General features: G+C 40.3%; 21 protein-coding genes. 13 read left to right on the top strand and 8 right to left on the bottom strand.

Features of this window, described 5'->3' with window-relative positions; genetic code table 11:
* The first annotated feature begins 51 nt into the window (after positions 1 to 51).
* Entirely contained in the window at positions 52 to 1,200 is a 1,149-nt protein-coding gene (locus OCI93_RS06920) for a M20 family metallopeptidase (RefSeq protein ID WP_261593166.1), read from the top strand.
* Between the two features lie 4 nt (positions 1,201 to 1,204).
* Here OCI93_RS06920 and mutM read toward each other — a convergent pair whose 3' ends face one another.
* Together mutM and OCI93_RS06930 are read right to left on the bottom strand one after the other, a co-directional pair.
* Positions 1,205 to 2,014 carry a bifunctional DNA-formamidopyrimidine glycosylase/DNA-(apurinic or apyrimidinic site) lyase gene (gene mutM / locus OCI93_RS06925; RefSeq protein ID WP_261593168.1) on the bottom strand — a complete coding sequence of 270 codons (810 nt, stop codon included), beginning with the start codon at positions 2,012 to 2,014 and terminating at the stop codon, positions 1,205 to 1,207.
* 23 nt (positions 2,015 to 2,037) lie between these two features.
* Positions 2,038 to 2,517, bottom strand: coding sequence for a hypothetical protein (locus OCI93_RS06930; protein ID WP_261593169.1), 480 nt, complete (start codon positions 2,515 to 2,517; stop codon positions 2,038 to 2,040).
* A 186-nt stretch (positions 2,518 to 2,703) separates the two neighbouring features.
* Between OCI93_RS06930 and OCI93_RS06935 the strand changes: the two genes are divergently transcribed.
* From OCI93_RS06935 to OCI93_RS06945, 3 genes are all read left to right on the top strand, one after another.
* Entirely contained in the window at positions 2,704 to 3,624 is a 921-nt protein-coding gene (locus OCI93_RS06935; RefSeq protein ID WP_261593170.1) for a manganese-dependent inorganic pyrophosphatase, read from the top strand.
* Positions 3,625 to 3,836: 212 nt separating this feature from the next.
* Positions 3,837 to 4,562 (top strand): helix-turn-helix domain-containing protein, encoded by a 726-nt coding sequence (locus OCI93_RS06940; protein WP_261626105.1) that lies wholly within the window; start codon positions 3,837 to 3,839, stop codon positions 4,560 to 4,562.
* A 120-nt stretch (positions 4,563 to 4,682) separates the two neighbouring features.
* Positions 4,683 to 5,381, top strand: coding sequence for a transglutaminase-like domain-containing protein (locus tag OCI93_RS06945; RefSeq protein WP_261626106.1), 699 nt, complete (start codon positions 4,683 to 4,685; stop codon positions 5,379 to 5,381).
* A 105-nt stretch (positions 5,382 to 5,486) separates the two neighbouring features.
* On the opposite strand, the gene OCI93_RS06950 is transcribed toward OCI93_RS06945, so the two are convergent.
* Positions 5,487 to 7,316 carry an alpha/beta hydrolase gene (locus tag OCI93_RS06950; RefSeq protein ID WP_261626107.1) on the bottom strand — a complete coding sequence of 610 codons (1,830 nt, stop codon included), beginning with the start codon at positions 7,314 to 7,316 and terminating at the stop codon, positions 5,487 to 5,489.
* A gap of 124 nt (positions 7,317 to 7,440) precedes the next feature.
* Between OCI93_RS06950 and OCI93_RS06955 the strand changes: the two genes are divergently transcribed.
* Entirely contained in the window at positions 7,441 to 9,444 is a 2,004-nt protein-coding gene (locus tag OCI93_RS06955) for a winged helix-turn-helix domain-containing protein (RefSeq protein WP_261626108.1), read from the top strand.
* A gap of 69 nt (positions 9,445 to 9,513) precedes the next feature.
* Here OCI93_RS06955 and OCI93_RS06960 read toward each other — a convergent pair whose 3' ends face one another.
* The 4 genes from OCI93_RS06960 to radC form a co-directional block, all read right to left on the bottom strand.
* Complete coding sequence (locus OCI93_RS06960; protein ID WP_261626109.1) at positions 9,514 to 11,844, bottom strand: immunoglobulin-like domain-containing protein; 2,331 nt, start codon at positions 11,842 to 11,844, stop codon at positions 9,514 to 9,516.
* A gap of 210 nt (positions 11,845 to 12,054) precedes the next feature.
* Complete coding sequence (gene rpmG / locus OCI93_RS06965; protein WP_152087164.1) at positions 12,055 to 12,210, bottom strand: 50S ribosomal protein L33; 156 nt, start codon at positions 12,208 to 12,210, stop codon at positions 12,055 to 12,057.
* A gap of 12 nt (positions 12,211 to 12,222) precedes the next feature.
* On the bottom strand, positions 12,223 to 12,459 hold the full coding sequence (rpmB, locus tag OCI93_RS06970) for a 50S ribosomal protein L28 (RefSeq protein ID WP_261593176.1): 237 nt from the start codon (positions 12,457 to 12,459) through the stop codon (positions 12,223 to 12,225).
* 585 nt (positions 12,460 to 13,044) lie between these two features.
* Complete coding sequence (gene radC / locus OCI93_RS06975; protein ID WP_261593178.1) at positions 13,045 to 13,719, bottom strand: RadC family protein; 675 nt, start codon at positions 13,717 to 13,719, stop codon at positions 13,045 to 13,047.
* A gap of 138 nt (positions 13,720 to 13,857) precedes the next feature.
* Here radC and coaBC point away from each other — a divergent pair, with 138 nt between their 5' ends.
* From coaBC to OCI93_RS07015, 8 genes are all read left to right on the top strand, one after another.
* Complete coding sequence (gene coaBC / locus OCI93_RS06980; protein ID WP_261626110.1) at positions 13,858 to 15,054, top strand: bifunctional phosphopantothenoylcysteine decarboxylase/phosphopantothenate--cysteine ligase CoaBC; 1,197 nt, start codon at positions 13,858 to 13,860, stop codon at positions 15,052 to 15,054.
* A 129-nt stretch (positions 15,055 to 15,183) separates the two neighbouring features.
* Positions 15,184 to 15,774, top strand: a complete 591-nt coding sequence (gene slmA, locus OCI93_RS06985) for a nucleoid occlusion factor SlmA (RefSeq protein ID WP_261593181.1) — start codon at positions 15,184 to 15,186, stop codon at positions 15,772 to 15,774.
* 145 nt (positions 15,775 to 15,919) lie between these two features.
* Positions 15,920 to 18,679 (top strand): S9 family peptidase, encoded by a 2,760-nt coding sequence (locus OCI93_RS06990; RefSeq protein WP_261626111.1) that lies wholly within the window; start codon positions 15,920 to 15,922, stop codon positions 18,677 to 18,679.
* A 326-nt stretch (positions 18,680 to 19,005) separates the two neighbouring features.
* The gene (gene gmk / locus OCI93_RS06995) at positions 19,006 to 19,629 is read left to right on the top strand and encodes a guanylate kinase (protein ID WP_261626112.1); all 624 of its coding nucleotides are present in this window, start codon (positions 19,006 to 19,008) and stop codon (positions 19,627 to 19,629) included.
* Positions 19,630 to 19,719: 90 nt separating this feature from the next.
* Entirely contained in the window at positions 19,720 to 19,995 is a 276-nt protein-coding gene (gene rpoZ / locus OCI93_RS07000) for a DNA-directed RNA polymerase subunit omega (protein WP_152087169.1), read from the top strand.
* A 343-nt stretch (positions 19,996 to 20,338) separates the two neighbouring features.
* Positions 20,339 to 22,441 carry a bifunctional GTP diphosphokinase/guanosine-3',5'-bis pyrophosphate 3'-pyrophosphohydrolase gene (spoT, locus tag OCI93_RS07005; protein ID WP_261593184.1) on the top strand — a complete coding sequence of 701 codons (2,103 nt, stop codon included), beginning with the start codon at positions 20,339 to 20,341 and terminating at the stop codon, positions 22,439 to 22,441.
* An 8-nt stretch (positions 22,442 to 22,449) separates the two neighbouring features.
* Positions 22,450 to 22,842 carry a RidA family protein gene (locus OCI93_RS07010; RefSeq protein ID WP_261593185.1) on the top strand — a complete coding sequence of 131 codons (393 nt, stop codon included), beginning with the start codon at positions 22,450 to 22,452 and terminating at the stop codon, positions 22,840 to 22,842.
* A 432-nt stretch (positions 22,843 to 23,274) separates the two neighbouring features.
* Positions 23,275 to 24,888, top strand: a complete 1,614-nt coding sequence (locus tag OCI93_RS07015; RefSeq protein WP_261626113.1) for a DUF342 domain-containing protein — start codon at positions 23,275 to 23,277, stop codon at positions 24,886 to 24,888.
* 816 nt (positions 24,889 to 25,704) lie between these two features.
* Here the strand turns inward: OCI93_RS07015 and asnA are convergent.
* Positions 25,705 to 26,703, bottom strand: a complete 999-nt coding sequence (gene asnA / locus OCI93_RS07020; protein WP_261626114.1) for an aspartate--ammonia ligase — start codon at positions 26,701 to 26,703, stop codon at positions 25,705 to 25,707.
* Between the last annotated feature and the right edge of the window lie 110 nt (positions 26,704 to 26,813).

The raw sequence follows: 26,813 nt of genomic DNA on the forward strand, positions 1-26,813 counted from the left end.
TGCAACCCAGCCCCGCCACGATGAGCGCCAATACAACCAAGGGAAACAGTGATGGCTAAATTAAATTTTGACGAATTAGCAGCGCTAATCGAGTGCAATTCTCACAGTAAAAATAAACAAGGTGTTGACCAACATGGCGAGCAGATGATTGAACTACTCGCACCTCTTGGGTTTTCATTAACACGCTATCAAAGAGAGCATATTGGCGATCATTTACTATTTCATACGCCAACCCAAGCTGGTAAAAAAATACTCTTGCTTGGTCATTTAGACACCGTTTTTCCTGCGCAAACGTTCACTGACTTTCATCAAGATGAGCAATGGGTGTACGGGCCTGGAGTGTGTGATATGAAAGGCGGCAACTTTGTTGCATTGAATGCACTTCGCCAATTACGCACACAATTTGGCCCAATACATAATATCGACCTTTTATTGGTCAGTGATGAAGAAATTGGCAGTGACGATAGTAAACACTTAACTGCAGATTTAGCTAAAAATTATGATGCGTGTTTAGTATTTGAGGCTGCGGGTAAAAACCATGAAGTGGTAATTGGCCGAAAAGGCATTGCCACCTTTGAAATAGCAATAACAGGAAAAGCTGCTCACGCTGGCAACCATTATAGTGAAGGTATTGATGCAAACTTTGCCTTGGCTAATATGTTATTGGAAATGACCAGCTTGACTAACTTGCAAAAAGGAAGCACGGTTAATGTTGGCAAAATTCAAGGTGGCATTGGTGCAAATACCATTTCACCTCACTCAAGTATGATAGTCGAAGCTCGATTCTCTTGCGTTAAAGAGCAGGAACGCTTGTTACAAGGGGTTGAGAATATTTGTTTTGCTATAGAAATTACGGGCGTTGATATTACTATTAACGGCGGGTTACAGCGAGGCGTGATGGCACCTAGTCCACAGCAACAAGCTTTACTTGATGACATCACCCATATACTTGGCAGCCAGCTCCCTGTTGAACAACGCGGTGGCGTCTCGGATGCTAACGTGGCGGCCTCTGTGGGTACGCCCACACTAGATGGTTTCGGTCCATTCGGTGATGGGGATCATACTCGCCACGAAAGAGCCCTCAAATCGAGCTTTGAACTACGCGTTGAGCAAGTATCTAAAATCCTAACAGCATGGTGCTTTAACAACCTCGATAGTGAGCAAACCTCTAAACTAGAAAGTAGTGCGCTTGCTCAGTAGTACACTATTTTTGACACTGTGCGCAGTACACCGTACTGCGCTGTCCTAAGCGAATTTCTTTCAGTAACTCATCACACTTCACACAAGGCTCTCCCTTACGACCATATACCAATAATTGCTGTGCAAAATATCCCGGTTTACCATCACTTTGCGCAAAGTCTTTTAAGGTTGTTCCCCCTTGCTCGATGGCTGCTGCAAGCGTATCTTTAATAATGGGTGTGAGAGCTTGATAACGTTTAAGTGATACTTTTCCAGCTTCGCGCTTAGGATGAATACCCGCTTTGAATAATGATTCATTAGCATAAATATTACCCACTCCAACCACCACGTGGTTATCCATAATAAATTGCTTAATTGGTACTTTTTTATTGCGAGAGCGCTCAAATAAAAGCTGCGCGGTAAATTCATCCGTTAATGGCTCAGGGCCAAGCTTGTTAAACAGCGCATGACTTTGTTTAGGCTCTTGCCATAAACATGCCCCAAAACGCCGAGCATCATTTAAGCGCAGCGCCTTACCATTGCCAAAATGTATTTCTACATGGTCGTGCTTTTTCAACAGTTCTGATTGCGGCACAATACGCAAATGCCCCGACATTCCCAAATGTAAAATAACGCTGCCTTTATCAGTATCGAGTAATAGGTATTTAGCTCGCCGCCTGACTGAGCGGATCACCATACCTTCAATACTGCGCACTTCATCAGGTATTGGCCAACGCAAACTAGCATGGTGAATGAGCACCTTAGTAACAACTTGTTGCTCTATGTGGGGAGTAATGCCTAAACGGCTTACTTCAACTTCGGGTAATTCGGGCATACTTCACTCAAAAATAGATTAATTTAAGGGTTAATCAATGACACAGGAGCAAACAGCTTTTTTGCCATCACTGTCGGTAGCTCAAGCCAATACTGTTGCTGCTTATCAAATAAGTAATATTGCTGATTGTCAAAATATAATTGGTAACTAAGCGGTAACTCTGTAGACGCCAACCAAAAACGCGCGACAGTGATAGCTTTATCACTACTTAGCGACACAGAGGCTACATCAAGCTCGGTGCTTTGCCAAAGCCCAACAAGCGCTTTTAGCTGTTCTGCATCTGCTTGCCATGGCCCATCAATACGCCAAGATGTACCAATACGTTCAATTTTATAACCTGGAAATGCTAAAGTCAGCACAAAGCTGTGCTCTGGCAACAAACGTTGTGGACCCACCACCTCATCATCAGGGTTTAACTTATGGTGTATACCGTTTAGGAAAAAAATCATCAATAACATGGAAAAAATAACCACATTATTCCAAGCCTTGCGCGTTAAGCCCATTACACACTCCTAATTCTAGTATTATGAGTGTAACGGAAAATCTCTTACAGCAGAATATGCGTTAAATTTTGCTACAAATATTTTTTCTCAGCAATCTAACACTTATGCATTAAAACTATGCAATTAATGTTTTAATCATCATTTTCTTTGTTAAAATAGCCAGCAAAATTTAAGGAGTTCCGTCTAATGGCAATGTACGTAGTGGGTCACAAGATCCCAGATTCAGATTCTATTTGTGGTGCAATTGCAATTGCATACCTAAAAAACAAAATTGGTGAAGCGGCTATCCCAACTCGTTTAGGCGAAGTATCGCCAGAGACCCAGTTTATTCTAGACCGTTTTGGTTTTGAAGCGCCAGAGCTTAAAATGAGCTATGCAGGCGAAGAAGTTTATATTGTTGATCACACTGAAAAAACTCAGGCACCTGATGACATTGACCAAGCAACCGTTGTGGGTGTGGTTGATCACCACAAACTTGGTGATTTAACAACCTCTACCCCGCTAGAGTGTTGGATCCGTCCAGTTGGCTGTAGCAACACCATCGTAAAAATGATGTATGACTTTTATCAGGTAGAAATTCCAAAAGACATTGCAGGCTTAATGCTGTGTGCAATTTTAAGTGATACCGTTATCTTTAAATCTCCAACTTGTACAACGGCTGATATTAAATGTGTTGAAGCACTTGCTGAAATTGCAGGCGTTGAAGACTACAAAGAGCTTGGCATGGACATGTTCAAGGTGAAATCAGCGGTTGAAGATACACCGGCTCGTGACCTCGTTATGCGTGATTTTAAAGACTTTAACATGAACGGTAAACTAGTGGGTATAGGTCAGCTAGAAGTGATTGATTTATCAGTCTTTGATGACATAAAAACCGACCTTGAAGCTGATATTGCCAAACTAAAAGAAGAAGGCGGTCGCCATTCTGTATTGTTATTGCTTACAGATATTATGCAAGAAGGCTCACAAATGCTGATTGCCTCTGATGACGAAGGCATTATAGAAACCGCTTACGGTATTAAGCCTGAGCAAAGTCGCGTATGGCTTGATGGCGTGCTAAGCCGTAAAAAGCAAGTTGTACCGCCACTACAAAACGCGTTTGCTTAATATATTAAAATAAAAAGCCGAAGCACATGCTAAATGCACTCGTTTCAAGTAATGAGATCCTCAAACACGTTCACAATGACGAGTAGGTTCATGAGGCTAATCTGGAAGACGGCACTGCCCAACTGACGTTTGCAGTCTTCCTGACGAAGGTCAGGATCTCTTACACGATTTGCATTAAAGCACATGCTTTGGTTTTTTGTTATGCTCAATGCATGAAAAAGCTATTTATTGAACCCGGTATTTTTGCTATCCAAACCCAAGTGCTGGATACGCAAATGCACCAGCATACACTTATTCAACTAACCATCCCTGTCGAGCGCGCTACCCTCACATTAGAAAACCAGCAAACCACTCATAATCTCATTAGCCTATTAAAAGCAAGTGCTCCACACCAGCTTAGTATGCAACAAGGCTGGGTGATACTAATAGAGCCGAGCAGCCAATTAGGCCTTCAGGCAAATGCCATACTCAATAATAATAATTATAAAACGTGGCCACCAGCTGACATTTCAAACATAGCTAACCTCAGTGAGTTACTCAAAACTGTCGGACTTCATTACCAGCCACTCACAAGTGAAGAAAACCATCATTTAGACCCTCGTATTGCCGCTTTGCTTGCAAAGCTTAATCAGTGCTTTAATCAAGCGTGTATCAAACCCGAACATTGGCTAGCCAAAGATATTGCTCACTCGCTAAACGTATCCGAAAGCCGTTTCTTGCACTTATTTAAAGAAAATATGCAGCTACCATGGCGCCCATATTTACTCTGGCGGCGCTTAATTTGTGCAATACAAGCCATCAATAAAGGGCATAACGCAACACAGGCAGCATATATTGCTGGTTTTTCCGACAGCGCCCACCTTAGCCGCACGTTTAAAAAGCAGTTTGGGATTACTTTACGGGATGCGTTAGTGGCGGTGCCAAAAAATAATATATAACCTCAAGTTTAGATAAGCGAATTTGCCTAATATTCAACGTTACTTTGGTAATAGCCAGTTTATTCAATTTATTCCTTCAGCGCATTGGCATACTCCAAATAACAGCGAAGGAGTATAACCATGAAAGAATATCTATCCCCAACCCCATTATTAAACTTTACACACCCCGCAATACAGAAATTACTTAAAACACAGCAATGGCAGCACCTCAATACCTTTGATGCGTTCAAAAGCATCTACGACTTTGTAAAAGATGAGGTTAAGTTTGGCTACAGTAGCGACGACACACTCAGTGCTTCACACGTGTTAAAAGTGGGGTATGGGCAATGCAATACCAAAGGCACTTTACTTATGGCCTTACTAAGAGCCGTTAATATCCCCTGCCGTTTACAAGGATTTACCATCAGCAATAATCTCAAAGCGGGGGTCATACCAAATTGGCTATTGTGGTTTGCCCCTAAAGTAATCATTCATAGCTGGGTGGAGGTTTATATTAATGAACAATGGCTAGAACTAGAGGGCTATATTATTGATAAAAATTACTTAACTGCAATTCAAACTCGTTTTAAAAACCACACTGGACCTTTTGTTGGCTACGGTATTGCGACACCTTGTTTACAAATTCCAGATAACGAATTTAACGGTGGTAATACTTATATTCAACGAGATAGCATTATAAAATCGCTTGGATATTTTAACGACCCTGACTCATTTCACCCACTCTTTAGTAATTTAACAGGGATAAAAAAGTGCCTATACAAATACCTGCTACGTCATATTATTAACCTGAATATAAAGCGATTAAGGCGCCCAGTTTAGCGAACAAAAAGCGCCACCCAGTAAAAAGCCGCAAAATGCGGCTGATTGCTAGAGTATAATTGCAAACATTAAACTCACTATTTTTCCTTTGTTTTGAGCCGTACTTTACTTCCGCTCAAGCACCTTTTTAAGTGCTGTTACCACTATTTCAGGGTGCTCAAAAAGTACTTGATGGCTGGCATTCTCTAACGCATAGTAATCACCTTGCGTTTGCAGCGCGATATCCTTACTCCACTGAGTGCCTTGTGTTTGCCATTGTAGGAGACCCGCTTTAGTTTCTTCATCTTCAGCATTGCCAATGTCTATACGTTCAAAGTCACTGTCAATTATGCTCACAGGTACATTTAAGTTATCTGCTAAATAACGCGAAGTTTCTAAGTCATCATAATAGTTCATCATCTCTTTAATACGTGTCACTTGTTTGCTAATTTGAACGCGCTGTGAGGTTACTGCATCGTAATAGTTCCAATCCATATCGGGCTTATTTTCAGCCGATATCAATGCTGTTATCTCTTCGCGTTCTTGCGCTACCCGCTCAACCGTTCTCTCGGTCCAAGACCCTGCAGACACATGTTCAATAAACTCATTTTTATATTCTCGCATGTAAGATACATGCCCTGATTGATACTGGTTAATTGAATGAGGCAGCAAAATATCCGGGTCAATCCAGATCATGCCTTTGGTGATAACTGACTCATTGGCCTGATTTTGATACATCAGTGTTGCCAAATTACTGTTAGCAAAAGCAATAAATATTACTGACTCAACCTTTAATACATTTAACAATTCAGGTAAGTCTTGTGCAAACAGTGAGAATGAAGGCGCATCAACTTCGCTACTCCATGCGTTATTCAGTCTATCAATAACATGTACTTTGCCATGCTCAGCCAGCATAGGTTGAATCAATGAGGCCCACGCTGAATCGCTATGAAAAAACTTATTAGCACCTGAGAGCAACACAATATCACTTTTCCCATTATGCTCACCCATAGACCTAACATGGTAATCGCCCTTATTAAGACGATACAATGCTGAGTGAGCAGGCAGCTTAACATCACTGCTGTCATTAAAAAATCTAAGTACTTGCTCACTAGTATTAAAGTTATTAAATGACCAAGTATGGTACCCCTGTTCAATCGTAATTAATTTATTCGTCAGCGACAGGTCGCTATTATAAACTCTCGCTTTAACATTAGATGCCAATGCTTGCTCAATATACTCGCTGTTTATTTGATTTTGCTTAGCAATTAACTCAATGGCGCTTGGCGCTGATAGCAAGCCAAAATTAATATGGACTAAACCATCATAAGGCAAAGTACCATCACGTTTACCCATTACCATCATATAATTAGTGGGCTCTTCAATCGTGCAACTTGCAGCTAATTGCTCAGACATCGGTGAAGCTACACTTACCACTGCCTTGAATAGTTCACTATGTTTACACATCATATTTTGGCTAAATAAGCCACCTTGAGAAAATCCAACTGCATAATTTTCTCCCTCTAATAAGTTATATTCGTTATGCATTTGACTAACAATATCGACAACAAACTCAACATCCATAGCATTGAGCCTATGTGCAACATTGCAGCCACATCCATCATCCCATTCAACCTCTTTTGATTTTGGATACACCACAATATAATCGTCACTCAGCTTTTCAAATTGAGCCATTCTTTGCATGCTTTTAGCACTTCCCCCTGAGCCATGAAATGCTAACAGCAGTTTGTATGTTTTGTGTTCATCAAATCCAGTCTCTGGAAAGGCAATGCGATAACTTCTGCCATTGGTTGATATCACTTTAGTACTATCCACTGGTTGATTTACATTGCCTTGGCCCGAACTGGCATTTTTATTTTTATCTTGAACCACCTCACTTCCACCGCAAGCTGTTAAGCAAATAGCAAAAATGGTACTGGGTAATAGTCTGAGCATGTTATTCTCCTTATGTTTTGCCATTACCCTAATTAGCTTGATACATTAATACATAACCATTTTTCGATTTTATCGTTACCTTTTCATTACCAAAAATAAAAACAACATAATCAAAAGCTTAAAAATGAAATATATAATCAATGGTATCGAATTCGACACAGAGCAACGCACACTAAGCTATCAAAACCAAACGGTTCTGTTAGAAGCTAAGTCATTTGAGCTATTGCGTGAATTTGTAAACCACCCACAACAAGTACTCTCTAGAGACAAATTAATACAACGGGTATGGCAGGGCCATGTTGTGTCGGATGGGGCTGTTAACAAAGCGATTTCTAAACTGAGGCAGCATTTTGAGCAGTTACAACCAAACATTGAGTTTATTGTTACTAAGCCAAAGTTTGGTTATCAACTTAATTTTACTGCTCAGCTATATGAACAAAGCACAGCTCAATGTACCCATACAAAGTCACTGCCAATCAAAAAAGTATTTATTATTTGTGCGCTGCTCAGTGCCTTCAGCTTGGCCATATACATATTTTTCACTGCTCAAAAAAAACCAAACCAAAACTATACTGTCAATATTGAACGCATTAGTGCACATGATGGCTTAGAGACCAATCTCAGTACCAGTAATAACGGACAGCTCCTGTTTTTATCATCGCCGACAACCAATACGCCACGCCAACTTATTTTAAAATCACTAGATAATAACTCAGAGCAAAACATCCCACTTGATATTCAGCGGTTAAGGTTTGCCAGTTTAAGTCCTTCAGGGGCTTTCATTCTTTGGGTAAGCAAAGACGCACAGCGTTGCGACATCTTTAGATATGACATTGCTTCTAAAATACAGCAATCAGTATTTAATTGTGACGGTATGCAAAATATTAGATTAAGTTGGCAAGCAAATGAACAAGCAGCCTTTATTCGAGCACGGGAAAATAATGCATCTCCATACATAATTTACCAACTATCACTGACAACCAAAGTTCTACAACAGCTATCTTTGCCATTACAATATGCACAAATGAAAGGCGATTTTTTACTAGCTGCGCATCCAAGTAAAAATCAACTTGCCTATGTACGCTACATTGAGTCAAATCTCAGTGACATCCATATTATTGATACCCAAAACTTAGATACGCTTAGCGTACACTCTGTTGATTTTATGATTGATGCGCTCAATTGGAGTGTCACTGATGATGCACTTTATATTGCTGATAAAAAATCCCTAAAGCGCTTAGATACTAATACTGGCCAAACTACAAATATTAAACAATTCAGCTACCCTATAGAATCCATTGCTGTCAGCACTAAAGCTGCGCAAGAGCGCATCTTAGTGAGTCAGTATCACGCCAGTTCCTCTATCAATCAACACCAAATTGCTACAGGCAAATCGGTGTCTATTTTTAGTAATGCAGCACTTAATAGATTACCCAGAAACTATCAAGAAGGTATGCTATTCATCTCTGACATGGGTAAAGAGCATGCCTTATGGCGCTTTGAACATGAACAGTTAACACGCCTAAATATACCCTTTGAGTTTGGTTTTGCACGTTATGATATTACTCACTCAGGAGAATCTCTCATATTTGAAAAACTCGGCGCAGTATATGAATATAACATCGTAAATAAACAACTTAATAAGCTCATCAATTCCAATCATCAAACCTATGCTGTCAATTATGGCAATAACAACAAAGAGATACTCTACAGCAGCAATAAAACAGGCCAATGGCAATTGTGGCTATACAACCGCAATACAAAAATACACCAACAACTCACTCAGCTAGGTGGTTATAGCGGTTACTTTCATCAGGGCCAATTATATTTTAGCAAACGCCATCAATCAGGCCTGTATGCCCTAACAAAAGATAAAGAGTTATTAGTCATTAAAGATTTCAGTAATATTAACTGGTTAAATTGGCAGTTAATAAACGGTAATATATATTTTTATCGTCGCGGCGCTGGTATCTGGCGGTACAATATTAGCACTAAAATAGAGCAGCAAATAATGCCAGAGCATGCACGTTTTATTCACCAATATCACGTTAGTGCTGACGAGCAAACTATCATCTATGTACAATTGCAGCCTATGCAAGGGGATATACAGGCTATAACTCTCAGATAAGCTCAGATAAAAATGTGAAAAAACTCAACATCAATAATATTGAGATTGAGTTTTTTGATAATTTGCAATTTACGGGCAAGTAGAGCCAATACATACAACGGATGGGTCTAACTCAACATAAGAAAGAATCTTATTATTACTTAAATCGATCTCTGTTATGTCATTTCCAGTAGCCCAAAATCTAACTAAGGTCGTATTTTTTGTCAAATCTATATAAGATAATTGATTATTAGCCAAATTTAATACTTGTAATTTGTAATTTTCGCTTAAATCTAACTGTATCAATTCGCCATCAAAGGCCGATAATATGACCAGTTGCTTGTTTTTTGTAAGATCTACTTCAGGGAACCTATTGTTACCGAGCCAAAGTTTTAGAAGTTCGGTATTTTCACTAACATCAACTTCAGTGAGATAGTTATAAGCTAGACTCAACTCTTTAAGTTGCTTGTTTTTAGACACATCCACATCAAAAAACATGTTTTTAGCTAAACGGAGATTCAATAGTGCAAGGTTTTGACTTAAGTCAATCTGGGAAAGCTGATTATCTATAAGGCTAAGACTCGACAGGTTTGGGGTTTTTGACAGATCAATCTCCGTTAAACGGTTTTGTTCTGCGTGAATATATTTCAATGCGTTATTGTTAGTTATATCAAGATGAGAGATATTATTCGAATTAAGTTCAAGTCCTAATAGTCCGGTTAAAGTGCTAATATCAATTTCACTTATTTGATTGCCCCCTAAGTTGAGATCTTTGAGCAGTATATTGTTAGTTACATCTATCTCTGACAACTTATTATTCTTCAAACTAAGGCTGTTTAGCTTGGTATTTTGACTTAAATCAATCTGCGAAAGTTGGTTATATCCTAAATTTAAAGACTCTAAGTGTATATTTCTGCGAATATCAATTGTTGTTAGATTATTGCCGTACAAATTTAGCACCTTTAGATTCACCATATGCTCAAGTCCAACAACCGAGTTGATATTTTTATCGTAGCAATCTAGTTCAACAACTTGCAATACCCTATTAACCTCACCGTTATTGGCACATGCTAATAGTTGTTGATCTAAAATCACAGTTGCTAATAATGGGTTTGGCAATACCTCTACAGTTCTATTAACTGATGCTTGATTACCTGACTTGTCAGTTGCTGTATAAGTAAGCTTATAAAGACCTCTCACAGATGTATCGACATTTCCACTAACTACAACTGCTACTTTACCATCTATAAAATCTGTTGCGATAAAACCTGGCTCTTGATATTCCTCACCCTGTGCAGCTCGTATCTCAGCTTCGCCAATAAGCGTAATCACAGGTGCTGTTGTATCAATGACATTCACTATACGACGCTCCAAAGCATTATTACCTGACTTATCAGTCGCACTAAATACGACAGAGTATTGGCCTAGCTTAGAGTTATCTACCTTATGTACAGTCGATATGGCAATAGCACCATCAACTTCATCTTCAGCCAATGCGCCTTCATCAACATACCGAGTGCCATATTCAATATTCACAGGGTTTTCACCCACAATAGTAATAATAGGTGCTGTTGTATCAACGACATTAACTATTCGAGTTATAGAAGCCGTATTACCTAATTTGTCCGTTGCACTATACACAATGGAATGTTGACCTAGCTTGAATTTATCTATACTCATTGCTGCTAAGACTGCAACCGCACCATCAACATTATCTTCAGCTGATGCACCTTCATCAACATACTGAGTGCCATATTCGATATTCACCGGGTTTTCACCCGCAATAGTAATAATAGGTGCTGTTGTATCAACGACATTAACTATTCGAGTTATTGAAGCCGTATTACCAGATTTGTCCGTTGCACTATATACAATGGAATGTTGGCCTAGCTTGAATTTATCTATACTCATTGCTGCTGAGACTGCAACCGCACCTTCAACATTATCTTCAGCTAATGCGCCTTCATCAACATACTGAGTACCATATTCGATAGTCACAGGGTTTTCACCCGCAATAGAGATAATAGGTGCTGTTCTATCAACCACATTAACTATTCGAGTTACCATCGCTTGGTTACCCGCCTTATCCATCGCTTTGTATTCTACAAAATACTGCCCTAACTTTTTTGTATCAAGGTTACTTGATGCAGAAACTGTAACCTCACCATCCACAATGTCTATTGCTGTCGCCCCATCGTCAGAGTAACTCACCCCATATTCTATAGTAACGGGGTTCTCTCCCAAGATGTTGATCTCTGGCGCAATCGTATCTTTTTGTTGGTTAGTCTGAGTAATGTCACCTGATCCATCAGTCTGGTTTGGGTTAGAAGTACTTTCTGTGTCAGAGCCACCACAACCGGATAATGTAATACTCACGACAAATATACTAACGATTCCAAACATATTTAAAAATTTACTCATAAACTACCTTCACTCTTGAAAGAAAAATCACACAACAGAAAACATGACATGCATCTAAAAAGGACATACTACTGACTTGTACCTACTTTTTTACAAAAAGAACTATCCAATACTTCAAATTAAGATGAAGAACCTTCCCTGAGTGAAAAGTACTATTAAAAACAAAAAACCCAGCCTAAGCTGGGTTTTTAGTATTCTGAAAAAGCAAAATTACTTGATTTTTGCTTCTTTGAAAACCACGTGTTTACGAACCTTAGGATCGTATTTTTTGATTTCCATTTTTTCAGGCATGTTACGCTTGTTTTTGTCGGTAGTGTAGAAATAACCAGTACCAGCAGTTGAAACTAAACGGATCTTATCACGCATGACTCAAGCTCCTTAAACTTTTTCGCCGCGAGCACGGATATCAATCAATACCGCGTCGATGCCTTTCTTATCGATAATACGCATACCTTTAGTAGTAGTACGTAATGTAACGAAACGTTTTTCGCTTTCAACCCAGAAACGGTGTGTTTGTAGGTTAGGTAGGAAGCGACGCTTAGTAGCGTTGCGCGCGTGTGAACGGTGGTTACCTACCACTGGGCGCTTACCTGTAACTTGACAGACTTTAGACATGTCTATGTATCTCCAATAACTTCGCTCGAGCTTAATTTTCCCTTGGACCTTAACTGCGTAGCCCCGGGGTAAATAGAGGGCGCTCTTTATACAGCATCTACAGGCAGAGATCAAGGATCTGATCCTATCTAATCAGCTCATGTGTAATTTTGATAGCGGCCAATTATAATGATCGAATGCCCCTTAGGAAAGCAAAAACTGCATTTAAATTAAACTAATTTGCAAAAAACACCGCAAAGTGATGTTTTTTGCAACTTTATTCTCTAAAACTCACTAGCGTCTGTTTATCTTTCGAGATTAATTTTGCAGCAGCGCGTTTGGTTTTTAGGTAAGGCAGAGCCTATGTCGTGTGGTATTCTCCATAAATAGGCGATAACGCAGCATAAATACCAAACGCGCGCTGCCCAAAGGGTTCTGCCTAGGGGCGATTAACTCTTTGTTGCCTACATGGATGTAGGTAAGGGGCGTGAGCAGGACGAGGTAGCTTTGCTCGATTTTTACTTAGCCCACTAGGTTACAAACCTCGCACCGCGATTAAATCGCCCCTAGATTGAACAAATTTTAATCCTCAAAGGAAAACAGACCCTAAATTAAGCCACGTTGTGCAAACGAAATACATTGATTACCCGCCACAATAAGGTGATCAAGTACATTAATGTCAACAAGGGCCAATGCATTTTGTAACTTTTTGGTGATTAATTTATCGGCTTGACTGGGCTCTGCAACGCCAGATGGGTGGTTGTGCGCAAAAATTAATGATGCGGCATTATGTTTTAATGCTGCTTTAACAACTTCTCGTGGATACACACTTGCTGCATTAATGGTCCCTCTAAATAGTATTTCATCTTTTATAAGGCGATTTTGATTATCAACATACAGCGCCATAAAGACCTCATGATCCAACCCTCTTAACTGAATCGTTAAATAATCCGTCACAGCCTCAGGCGAGCCGAACAATATATCTCGTTCACAACGCTCTTTTAAATAACGCTTGCTTAATTCTAACACCGCCTGTAACTGTACATATTTTGCTTCTCCAAGCCCTTTAAAAGCACAAAAATCACTGAGACTGGCATTAAATAAATTACTCAGCGTATTGTTTTGTATCAATAAAGACTGCGCTAACTCGACGGCATTCATACCCTTAACCCCAGTGCGTAAAAAAATAGCCAAAAGCTCGGCATCGGTTAATGCGTTAGGACCTTGATTAAGTAGTTTCTCACGGGGGCGTGTATGTACAGGTATTGCATGTATTTGCATCTCTTATCCTTAGAGTTGATTATCCATTTGCCATTAAGTGTAGTGAGCAAATCAAATTATTCAAAACCGCCCTAGTGCCATCAATATAGTGCCTGTGTTATCTTTAACACTTAAACTAATAACTCTTGGATTTAGGGCATGAGCCAACAACATAAAAATATTGTGCTAGGAATAAGCGGCGGTATTGCAGCCTATAAATGTGCTGAACTTGTCAGGCGATTAAAAGAACAAGACTGTACAGTTAAAGTCGTCATGACCGACTCAGCAAAGCACTTTATTACAGCGCTCACTATGCAAGCCGTTTCAGGTGAGCCTGTTGCAGACTCACTCCTAGACCCCAGCGCAGAGGCCGCAATGGGCCATATCGAATTAGCAAAATGGGCCGACCTGATTCTAGTCGCACCAGCTAGCTGCAATATCATTGCAAAAATGGCACAAGGCATTGCCGATGACTTGCTCACCACATTATTGTTAGCAACTCCTGCGCAAGTTGCAATCGCACCAGCAATGAACCAACAAATGTATGCCCATGCAGCAACCCAAGAAAACCTTAAAACTTTGCAAGCGAGAGGCGTGTTAATTTGGGGGCCAGGCAAAGGTGAACAAGCGTGCGGTGATGTTGGCGCTGGTCGAATGTTAGAGCCTAATAAGTTGGTAGACTTGAGCTTAGCAGCAGAGCCTGCCACATTACTTGCCGATGTTACCATTACCGTTACAGCGGGCCCAACACGAGAACCACTCGACCCAGTACGGTTTATTAGTAATCACAGTTCTGGAAAAATGGGCTATGCATTGGCTCACGCAGCTCTAATGTTAGGCGCTAAAGTTAATTTAATTTCCGGGCCAGTCAACATTGAGCCCCCACAAGGCGTCAATCTAGTTTCAGTAGAAAGTGCTATACAAATGCGTGATGCAGCACTAAAGCTGGCAGGCAGTTCAGATATTTTTATTGGTTGCGCAGCTGTTGCAGATTACCGCGTTGCACAAGTTGCTGAACAAAAAATAAAAAAGCAAGGTGATGAAATGACCATCACTATGATCAAAAATCCTGACATCATTGCTGAAGTTGCCGGATTAACCAAAAACCGACCCTACACTGTTGGGTTTGCGGCTGAAACACAAAATGTTGAGCAATATGCGAAAGGTAAATTAAAAAACAAAAACTTAGATATGATTTGCGCCAACGACGTATCTAACCAAGCGCTTGGATTTAATTCTAATAATAATGCACTCACCTTGTTTTGGCACGACGACAGTGTAGAACTCGGCATCGCTGACAAACAGGCCTTAGCGATGAACGTGCTATTAGAAATAGCAAAAAGGCTTGATTTTTAGCCACTTCCCAGTGGCCTTTTAAAACACTGGCACCAAGCTGAATAAAGCATTAACATAACTCCCTGAGCAATAGGTGTGAGCTGCTTGGGGTTTGCACTGACCATAATAACGATAACTAAAGGAAAGTTCATGCCAGCGACTAAACGCAGTAATCGCAAAGAGCAAATACTACAATCTCTCGCACAAATGCTTGAAACTAGCCCAGGTCAACGCATTACTACCGCTAAATTGGCAGCTGAAGTTGGCGTATCTGAAGCTGCTTTATATCGCCATTTCCCCAGTAAAGCGCGTATGTTTGAAGGACTCATCGAGTTTATCGAAGATACTTTACTCTCACGCATCAACATTATTTTAGAAAACGAAAAAGAGACTCAAGGTCGCATTTACAATATTTTAATGTTGCTATTAGCATTTGCAGAAAAAAACCCAGGTATCACTCGAATTTTAACGGGCGATGCACTCCAAGGTGAGCAAGAAAGGCTAAGAGAGCGCGTGCAAAGTTTATTTGAAAAACTAGAAACACAGTTCAAACAGGTATTACGGGAGCGTAAACTCAGAGAAGGTAAAACATTTGCAACTGAAGAAGGCGCACTGGCAAACCTATTTCTTGCATATGTGGAAGGTAAAATGAATCAATTTGTGCGCAGCGACTTTAAAGCACTGCCTAGCAGCCAATTTGAAAAGCAATGGCTAGAACTACAAAAAATCTGGCTTGCTTAATACCAGTTTTATTAATAAATTCGGATACGATAAAAAGGTATTATCGCCTTTTTATCTCCCTCATCCCTATTTTTACCGCAAGCCTCTTTAGAGAGCAAACTAACTTGTGATAAAACAAGTTATCGTCAACTACCAGTACAAAAAGATGAAACCCATTCACTCCCTTATTAGCGCCGGTATATTAATTGCCAGCACCGCAAGTACAGCTTCTACATCAGACTTAGCGCTACAGTTTAAAGATGTTTTTGATTTTCGTTATGCACAAAACACGGTGTTATCCGATGATGGTCAGTTTTTAACGTTTTCCGCCCAACCTTATAGAGGAGATAGCGAAGGACATGTTTATAATTTAACAACCAATCAATTAATAGCGAAGGTGCCTAATGGCAAAAAGCCTCAGATCAACAAATCAGCTACTTGGGTAGCATTTACGCAAACTCCTTCTTTACTTAATAATGAAACCGCCAGTAAAAAAGAAAAGAAGAAACTGCCAAAAAATCTGGTTTTAATAAATACCCAAACAAAGCAACAGCACACGTTTCACAATCTTGCTGATTACCAATTGTCTGATGACGGACAGTGGCTTGCATATCGAGAGAAAGAAACCGCAGAAGACAAGTCAAAAGTTAAAGCTGACCAACCTAGCATCAAAACTGACAAAAAAGACAAAGCTTATCAACTAGTCATCATTAATTTAAACAATGACAGCACAGTGCGAATTGAGCAAGTAGGCAAGTATGAGATCAGCCCAAGCAGTCAAGGTGTACTGTTTAATCAACTGAGCAAAGATGGCAGTAAAAATCGTATTAACTTTATTGATTTAAGTGACCTTAAACAACATAGTTTATTTGATGAACCCGGGATCACAATAAGTCAAATTGCTTGGCACCCGCAAGGTAACACGGTGGCATTTTATCAAGGTAATTACGTCAATGAGGATACACGTCGCCGCCATTACCAATTAACTTTGTGGAATGCACCAAACAACACCACCCAAAATATCACTAACCCAGATACTTGGCTTAGTGGTAAAACAGCTAAAATTCAGTGGTCTGAAGATGGTAAGCGACTATATTTTGAAAACCGCCCAGCACTAGAGGCAAAAAGCACGCCTCTGAAATACCACGATCAAGCCTCTTTAACCGATATTGATACCATCCGCGCGCACAAAGGGTTACAAATTTGGCACAACGAAGACCCAGAAATAAAACCTCGAGAAATCAAGACTTGGGAAAAAACCAACAAACACCGTCATTACCAAGCGGTTTATCATTTAAATGGTCAACGTATAGTACAACTGACTGACGAAAAAACCCCCCATGTTAAACTCAATACAAACGCGCAATATCTTTTGGCTAGCAACGACCAGCCTCATTTAAAACAGATTATGTATAAGGGGTTTTATGATGATTACTATGCTGTAAAAGTAGCCAATGGCAATAAGCGCCTCATCATAAAAGAAGCGCCTTTTAGACCTAGTTTATCACCCACAGGTAAGCATGCTGTTTACTTTAAAAATAAACAAGTGTGGTTAAAAGAATTACACACTCAAAAAGAGTCACCTTTAACCCATGCCATACACAATGCGATTTTTGCCAACGATAAGCATGACTACCCTCAACCACAACCGGGTTACGGCTTTGCTGGCTGGCAACAAGATGGCAGTATCGTTTATGTGTATTCAAAATATGATATATGGGCATTCAACGTTAACTCACAACAAGCCAAACGCCTAACACAAGGCAAAGAAACACAGACACAATATCGTGTTAAAGTGCTCGATAAAAATAAAGTCGGCTTTACCAACAATGATACGCTGATACTTTCCGCCCATAACCTTGAAAATAAGCAAACTCACATTGCAAAGCTTGCGCTGGGTAATAATCAAGTAACAACAGTCCTTGCCGAGAAAGCACGCTTCGACGTGGTGAAAAAGGCAAAAAATGCAGATAAATTCCTATTTACTAAACAAACTTATCATCAATTCCCTGATTATTGGCAAACTGATACCCACTTTAAAACGCCACAAAAAGTCACCACACTGAACCCACAAATTAGCAATTTTGCATGGGGCCAAAAACCAGAGTTAGTGCAATACAAAGGGTATAACGGGGAAGACTTACAAGGTGTACTCATCAAGCCCGCGGGCTACAAGAAGGGTGACAAACTACCAGTTGTTATCTACTTCTATCGCTATATGAGTCAGCGTATGTATCACTTTCCAAAAATGGAGTTAAATCATAGGCCTAACTTCCCTATGTTTACCTCTAATGGTTACGCGTTGTTCCTACCTGACATTCGCTTTGAGATAGGAAAGCCAGGCCCATCATCCACACAAACCATGATCAATGCAGCGCAAAAACTAATTGATATGGGTATTGCTCACCCAGATAAAATTGGCTTACAAGGCCACTCTTGGGCAGGCTATCAAAGCGCTTTTATGGTCACACAAACAGATATGTTTAAGGCTGTTGTCTCAGGCGCTCCGGTATCAAATATGACCTCAGCATATAGCGGCATTCGTTTAAAGTCTGGTCTTGCACGTCAATTTCAATATGAAACAGGGCAAAGTCGAATTGGCAAAACATTGGTCGAAGCACCAGAGTTATACATTGAAAATTCACCTGTATTTTTTGCTGACAAAGTGAATACACCTATTCTAATCATGTTTGGCGACGAAGACGGTGCAGTACCATGGCAAGAAGGCATTCAATATTATCTTGCATTACGTCGCCATGACAAGAATGCTATTTTCTTACAATATGAAGGCGAACCGCATCATTTAAAGCAGTTCCCTAATCAGCTCGATTTTTCTATTCGCATGATGGAATACTTTGATCACCATTTAAAAGGTATGCCTGCAGCTAAGTGGATAAATCACGGCGAAGCTTATAAAGCAGAGTAAAGTACAGATAGGTCCAGGCAAATAGGTCTGGACCTATACCTGCCACATGGCGCCTGCTGTTATATCTTGACTAGCTTATGAAGAGCGCAACGTTTAAAATACACGTTTAATACCAATTTTATTGATAAATTGATTATTTTAGCGAGCTAAATGACACATTAACTGCGTTAAAAATTACTCATGTAAAATAACGATATACTGAAATTTTGCTTGGTTACCAAGCCATTAATCTGTCGTAATATTTGGTCATTTATTTAATGCAATTGGTATAACTTGGTTTTTAGCTGTGGCAATGCTTGGCCACTTCATTTTAAGAGCAGCATCCTATGACAACAGCAACGCATGGTAACCTTTTTATTCTTTCTTCACCATCAGGAGCAGGAAAATCAAGCCTAATCAAAGCTTTACTAACAAAACACCAAGACATAAAAATGTCAGTATCACACACTACTCGCGGCCCACGTCCGGGTGAAAACAATGGTGAACATTATCACTTTGTGAGCGAGGCTGATTTTAATGCCTTGATCCTAGCAGATGACTTTTTTGAATGGGCTAAGGTATTTGATAACTATTACGGTACATCAAAAGCAGCTGTTGCAAGTCAATTAGATGCTGGGCTTGATGTATTTTTAGATATTGATTGGCAAGGGGCTCAACAAGTGCGTAAGTTAGTGCCAGACGTTAAAACTATTTTCATCTTACCGCCATCACAACAAGAGCTTGAAAACCGACTTAATGGCCGGGGCCAAGATTCACAGGAAGTGATTGCCAAGCGTATGGCGCAAGCAAAATCAGAAAGCTCTCACTACAACGAATTTGATTACGTGCTAGTAAATGATGACTTCGATACGACACTTAGCCAATTAGAACACATTGTGATCGCTGCTCGTATGGAGTTAAAAGCGCAACAAACACGCCATGGTGCATTAATAACAGACCTTTTACGCTAATTTTTGATAAATTTTAACCACCCTATTGGCGAATTGGCTCCCTTGCAGTAAACTAGCCTTTTGGAAATAAATTAACTTTGGAGTGCTTCGATGGCTCGCGTAACTGTAGAAGATGCAGTAGATGCAATTGGTAACCGTTTTGATTTAATCTTGGTAGCAGCGCGTCGCGCTCGTCAAATCGCTGTAGGTGGTAAAGACCCTATGGTTGATGCTGAAAACGATAAACCAACGGTTATCGCTTTGCGTGAAATTGAAAAAGGTCTGGTGAACAATTCTTCACTAGATGTAATTGACCGTGAAGAACAGCAAAACCAAGAAGCTGCAGAACTTGCAGCGGTTGCAGCTATTGTAGGCGGCAACAACTAAAACTAATTTAGTTTTGATGATGATGCCAGCATTATTGCTGGCATTATTGTTTTACAGCCCAATTATACTAATTGCATTAAGTGAGTGATCAGATATTGCGGCAGATAAATGGCTTAGTAACAAGGCAAATATTTCGCTATGTAGTTATTCTACATGAGAAATGTTTAACGCAGTTAATGAGTTATTTAGCTCGCTAGAATGATCAATAATTTAATAAAATTGGTATTAAATATCAATAACAGTTAGCGCTCGCAAATAAAGTCTAGACTAGTCGTTGGTTTCTCTGTCAATTCATCGTATATTCGTTACATATCGATAACTTCACCGAAATATTGGAGTGTGAATGTATCTTTTTGAAGGCCTAAAAAAGAAAGTTTCTGAGTATTTATCACCTGCAGACGTTGAGCTTGTGCAAAAGGCGTATGTTGTTGCGCGTGAAGCTCATGAGGGGCAAACCCGCTCAAGCGGTGAGCCATATATCACCCACCCTGTTGAGGTAACACAAATACTCGCAGGCATGAGATTGGACCATGAGACTTTGATGGCTGCGCTGATGCACGATGTCATTGAAGATACTGACTTTAGCCAACAAGATTTAGCCGAAATTTTTGGTGCAACAGTGGCAGAGCTAGTTGAAGGCGTTAGTAAGCTAGATAAGCTCAGTTTTAAAGATAAAAAACAATTTCAAGCTGAAAACTACCGAAAAATGATCATGGCAATGACACAAGATATCCGTGTCATTCTTATTAAGCTTGCCGATAGAACACATAACATGCGCACGCTCGGTGCACTGCGCCCTGATAAACGTCGTCGTATTGCCCGAGAAACATTAGAGATCTTTGCCCCAATTGCTAATCGCCTTGGTATTCACGACATAAAAAATGAGCTTGAAGATTTGGGTTTTCAAGCACTCTACCCGATGCGCCACCGAGCACTCAAATCGGAAGTGGCCAAAGCTCGTGGTAATCGCAAAGAAGTGATAAGCAATATTCAAACTGAAATTGAATCGCGCTTGCAAGAATCAGGCATACAACCGGCTGTCAGTGGCCGCGAAAAACATTTATATAGTATTTATAAGAAAATGCTCAATAAAGAGCTGATGTTCAATGAAGTAATGGATATTTACGCCTTTAGGATCAACGTTGATAACCTTGATACCTGCTACCGAGTACTTGGCGTGGTTCACAACCTATATAAACCCATTGAAACTCGCTTTAAAGATTATATTGCCGTACCTAAAACTAATGGCTATCAATCTCTACATACCTCATTGGTTGGTCCTCATGGTATTCCTGTTGAAATACAAATTCGTACCCACGATATGGATCAAATGGCTGACAAAGGGGTTGCTGCTCACTGGATGTATAAAAAATCAGGTGATAGCTCAGGAAATACAGCGCAGCAACGTGCGCGTCAGTGGATGCAAAGCTTACTCGAGTTACAACAAAGTGCAGGCTCATCCTTTGAATTTGTTGAAAATGTTAAGACTGAATTGTTTCCAGAAGAGATCTACGTATTTACGCCCGATGGCCGAATAGTAGAACTGCCAATGGGAGCAACAGCGGTTGATTTTGCCTATGCAGTACACACTGACGTAGGTAACACCTGTGTTGGCGCACGCGTTAATCGTAAACCATACCCACTTAGTAAAGCACTAGATACGGGGCAAACAGTCGAAGTAATTACCAGTTCAGGTGCACACCCGAATGCAACGTGGCTAAACTTTATTGTTACTGGTAAAGCACGCTTAGGTGTGCGCAACTACTTAAAGAGCCAACATCAAGAAGAAGCAATTCAGCTTGGCCGCCGTTTACTTGACTCAGCCTTGGGTGAGAGCAAGTTAGATGATATTCCTCAAGAAACAATTGACCGCGTTTTAGATGAACATAAACTGGCCACTTTACTCGCTCTATTGGTAGAAATTGGTACTGGCAATATTATGAGCATATTAATTGCCAAGCGTTTGTTGCAAACCGATGATGGCATTGAGAGCGTTGCTAAAAAGGCCAAAGCAGCCATTATCGGAACAGAAGGTATGCTGGTCAATTACTCTAAATGCTGTCGACCTGTTCCAGGTGATGCAATTACCGCTTATGTTAGTCAAGGCAAAGGCCTAAACGTACATCGCCAAGAATGTAAGAACATCAAAGGATGGGAGAATGAACGCTCCAAGTACTTTGTTGTTAAGTGGGAAGATAACCCAGAAAAAGAATATATTGCAGCACTGAGGGTCGATATCATCAATCATCAAGGTGCCTTAGCAAAACTCACTAATGTGGTAGCAAGTACACAATCAAATATCGTTGAAATCGCTACCGACGAAAAAGAAAGTAACTTATACGTTATAGATTTAGGCATTACGGTTAAAGACCGTATTCACGTCGCTAATATTATGCGCCGTATTCGCGTAATGCCAGATGTGCAACGCGTATATCGTAAGAAATAGGATTAATAATGAACAAAGCAATTATCTCAACTGATCAAGCACCAGCAGCGATTGGCACATACAATCAAGCCGTAAAAGTTGGTACAGCGGTTTACTTATCGGGTCAAATTCCACTTGTACCACAGACCATGGAAATGGTTTCTGATGATTTTGCTGAACAAGCTCAACAGGTTTTTAAAAACTTAACCGCAGTGTGTGAAGCTGCAGGCGGCAAACTGCAAGATATGGTTAAAGTTAATATTTTCTTAACTGACCTAAGTAATTTTGCGACCGTTAACGACGTTATGAGTCAGCATTTTAAAACGCCTTACCCAGCTCGTGCTGCCATTGGTGTAAAAGAGCTCCCTAAAGGGTCTCAAATTGAAATTGACGGCATTATGGAGCTACCTTCAACAAATTGATGCAACTAGGGCATGTTGTTCTTTGAGGTATGAATTTTATTCAAAATAAAGGCTTTCAATACTAAGAATGGGCTATGTTGTATAGTAATCTATGTTAATAGCACATGAGAGTGCAGTATAAGCCTTTGATTGAGCCCTTTGGGCAGTGCGGGTAATTTTCTACGCTTTCACCTGACTTACATAAAATAACTATGGATACAGGCTCTACCGTAGGGAAATACCCGAATGATTACCGCAATACACACAGCAAAAATCAACACGCTCTAATGTATCTAATGTATTAGTATTAAAAAATCGCGTTAATACGGTTTTTTAATCTCAGCACTTTGATCTTAAGCACTTGACTCTATACTATTTATTAAGCACTCTGTAACTAATACTTTTTTTAATGTGGTTTAATACATTTGGCCTAAAGGGTAAAGGGTGATAAACGTGTTCAAATTAGCGCACAACGGCAATATTTTATTAGAAGTTGCTAAACTTAATCCACCTAACGCAGCCTTCATTGTTGAAGCGCTGGAGCAATCCCCCTATGCCGACTGTGAAGTAGACAATGACTCTATCAATGCTTTTTTCAAAAGTGACCATCCTGAAAAAAACCTAGTCGTTGCTAGAAAAGTAGATGCTCAACTATCTGTTGAAATCTCTGAAGATAAAATGGCTGCCACCGCTCATTTAGTTACCGCCAAAGGCGGCGCTAAAATAAGCATAGAACAAGCAAAAAAAGTCATCATAAAGGCAGGCGTTAGTCGCGGTTACAAACAATCATTTTTAGAACAAGTATTGCAAAAACAATTTGAGCTGCCTTCAGGGACCAATGCAAATGGCGTGATAGCCCGAGGCCGCCCCCCTAAAGATGGAAAAACGGCTAAACTCATCCCTCATGTAACAACATTAAGAGAGCGATTAAAACAGCCTAAATTGCGTGAGGATGGTTCGGTTGATATGCGCGATTTTGGTAAGTTAGCAAGCGTAGCACCAGGCACCTTGTTAATGTCAAAACAACCTGCCACAGAAGGTGCGCAAGGATTTACCGTCACCGGAGATGCTATTGAAGCCAAAGATGGTGATAGCTTTGAACTCAATGCCGGTGATGGCACGGAAATTTCAGCAAGTAACCCATTAGAGCTAGTTGCTACCATCGCAGGTTGCCCTTCTGATATTCAAAATGGCATGCGTGTAGATGATGTTTTTACGATTGGAGATGTTGATGTACGTAGCGGTCATGTAGATTTCAATGGCAGTGTTATTGTGACTCATAACGTTTCCCCCGGCATGAAAATAAAAGCACAAGGCGACATTACTGTGATGGGCTCTGTAGAATCAGGTGAGCTTATCAGTGGTGGCCACATCGACATAAAGCAAGCTGCTATTGGCCATTTAGATCATCAAAACAACGACGAAGGCCTTACATGCCGCTTAGTCGCACAAGGCGATATTCATTTAGCACATGGTCAATATAGTTACATTGAAGGTAACAATATTTTTATCGCCAGACAGAGTAACCACTGCCACATTAAGGCAAAAAGCTTGTTTCAAGTAGGCGCGGATGATGCGCCAAAAGGCAAACTAATTGGTGGCGAAATACTTGATGCACAAATGGTCATTGCCGGTGAAATTGGCAGTGATTCTGGGGCTAAAATGACGATACGATTAGCTCATCGCGGTGTTGAGATAACCGCTGAAACCGATGAATGTTTAAAAGCACTCACGCAAACCAGCGAGCAATTAAATACCCTGCAACAGGCCATTGAAAAAGCAGATAACGTAAAAGATGCACAGAAGAAACAGCAGCTGATGACCAAAATTGGCGCTACCCAAATGCACTACTGCGAAGAAGCCGAAGCACTTGAAAATAAACTGTCAGCACTTGAGCTAAACCTCAATGGTTTGCTAGAAAACACCAAACTTGTTGCAAATCAAGCATTGCATCAAGGTGTCGAGATTCATATTTTTGACAGAAAATACAAAACCACTCGCAGTTACCCTCCATGCAGCGCAAGCCTCGTTGACAATAAAATAGAAATAGCATTTAAAACCAACTAAGGCACACTGTCTTACCTAAAAGCAATAATTTATAGATTATTTAAGCGTTGCGCTTAGTCATCCTAAAGAGCCTCCCCACATTTACCTAAAGCAGGTAAATGTGTATAATTTTTACAAATTTACATGGAAGTAAATCATAGTGTTATTTATATGCTTTCCGTGTTCATGCCTAACCTATAGACCTATAAATGGACTCAAACTTAACTGACTAATTTAACAGCGCACTAACTTGCTTAGCGCTTGCAACGAAGCGGTATCAAAAGCCCGTTGAGATCGCACTGCGCAAAAAATTTACTACATCGTTTGGAGATGTTGCGGGAACGATATTAGGGGTGTGCTGATAGGTAATATTTTTACACTTTAAAAAACTAAAAAACCTCCAGAGCAGTAGCTTGTGCATTATTTGGAGCCGCTCTAGGGGTAACTTTAGGTACGTCATTTATCTTTATCGATGTAGGTGCCAGCGATAGTTTTTGCAGGAGTAAGGAGTAACTAGTGGTGGAGTTACAAAACAACCTATTGGCAAATCAGCAGGGCTTACTTTTAAAAGGTAAGCCCTGCTAGCTCGCTTCTCAATTAAGTACGTGTAAACCTGCAACCCAGCATGTCGGTTTTTACATCGCACTTACTTGATGAAGGTGGGTGACTCGTTACAAGCTTAGTCCCTGTTAAGATGTACTTAGTGTTAATCACGCTTTAGCGTATAAAAAAACGGCACCAGGGAGTGATGCCGCTTTGCACTACTAAACACTCATCTAGAGTTCTTTACTTCCAAGGTTAGGTGGTGCCTGTAACTTAACCGCCCTGCACTCGTTTTTATCTTAAAACATCACCTACTTGCGCTTTTAGCTCATCACTCCAAACCCCCACTTGTACTTGCGCAATATGCTGCTTTTGCAGTAATAACATGGCTAAACGAGATTGGCCAATGCCACCGCCAATGGTTTGGGGCATGTCACCCGCTAATAGCTGTTGATGCCAATCATGCGCTAAACGAGTTTCGTCTTGGGTTATTGTTAACTGTCTTGCTAAAGCGTCAGGACACACACGAATACCCATGGATGAAATTTCAAAGGCATCTTCAAGCATTGGGTTCCATACTAAAATATCACCGTTTAGGCCTTGGTATTTATCACATGTCGCGGTTGACCAATCATCGTAGTCAGGTGCGCGGACATCATGAATTTTTCCATCTCCAAGCTCACCGCCTATGCCAATTAAAAATACCGCACCGTACTCTTGGGCTATGGCTTTTTCACGTTGCTTAGCACTAAAATCTGGATACATTTGACGCAGCTCTTCACTGTGCACAAACGTGATCTTCTCTGGCAAAAAAGGTGTTAAAGCAAATTCATCGGCTACCACTTGTTCTGTGGCTTTTATACTGCGATATAATGTCTCTACCGTTTGCTTTAATGTTGCAAGTGAACGCTCAGACTCGCTGCAAATAATCTTTTCCCAATCCCACTGATCAACATAAACAGAGTGAATTGGCGACAGTTTGTCTTCATCAGGGCGCAGCGCTTTCATGTGTGTATACAAGCCCTCACCGACTGCAAAGCCATAATCTCCTAAGGTTTTACGCTTCCATTTAGCCAATGAGTGAACTACCTCAAATTGCGCATCGGGCAGTGCTTTAACTTTAACCGATACCGCTTTTTCAGTACCACTTAAGTTATCTTGGATACCATCACCCACTTTTGCCAGAATGGGGGCCTGAACTTCAATCAAGCCTAGTTCGCTTTCTAATTGCTGTGAAAATACCTGCTTAACGCGGCTAATTTGCTGCTGTGTTTGACGATATGTGCTTGTCATAATTAGGACCTCATTCCCAGTAAATACTTAAATTCGTTTGCCTGCTTGTTCTTGGCTTGAATTTATCTTCAACAAAAAACAACGAAAACACAATAACCCATAATAAAAAT

Source organism: Pseudoalteromonas holothuriae (assembly GCF_945859825.1).
GTDB classification, from domain to species: Bacteria; Pseudomonadota; Gammaproteobacteria; order Enterobacterales; family Alteromonadaceae; genus Pseudoalteromonas; species Pseudoalteromonas holothuriae.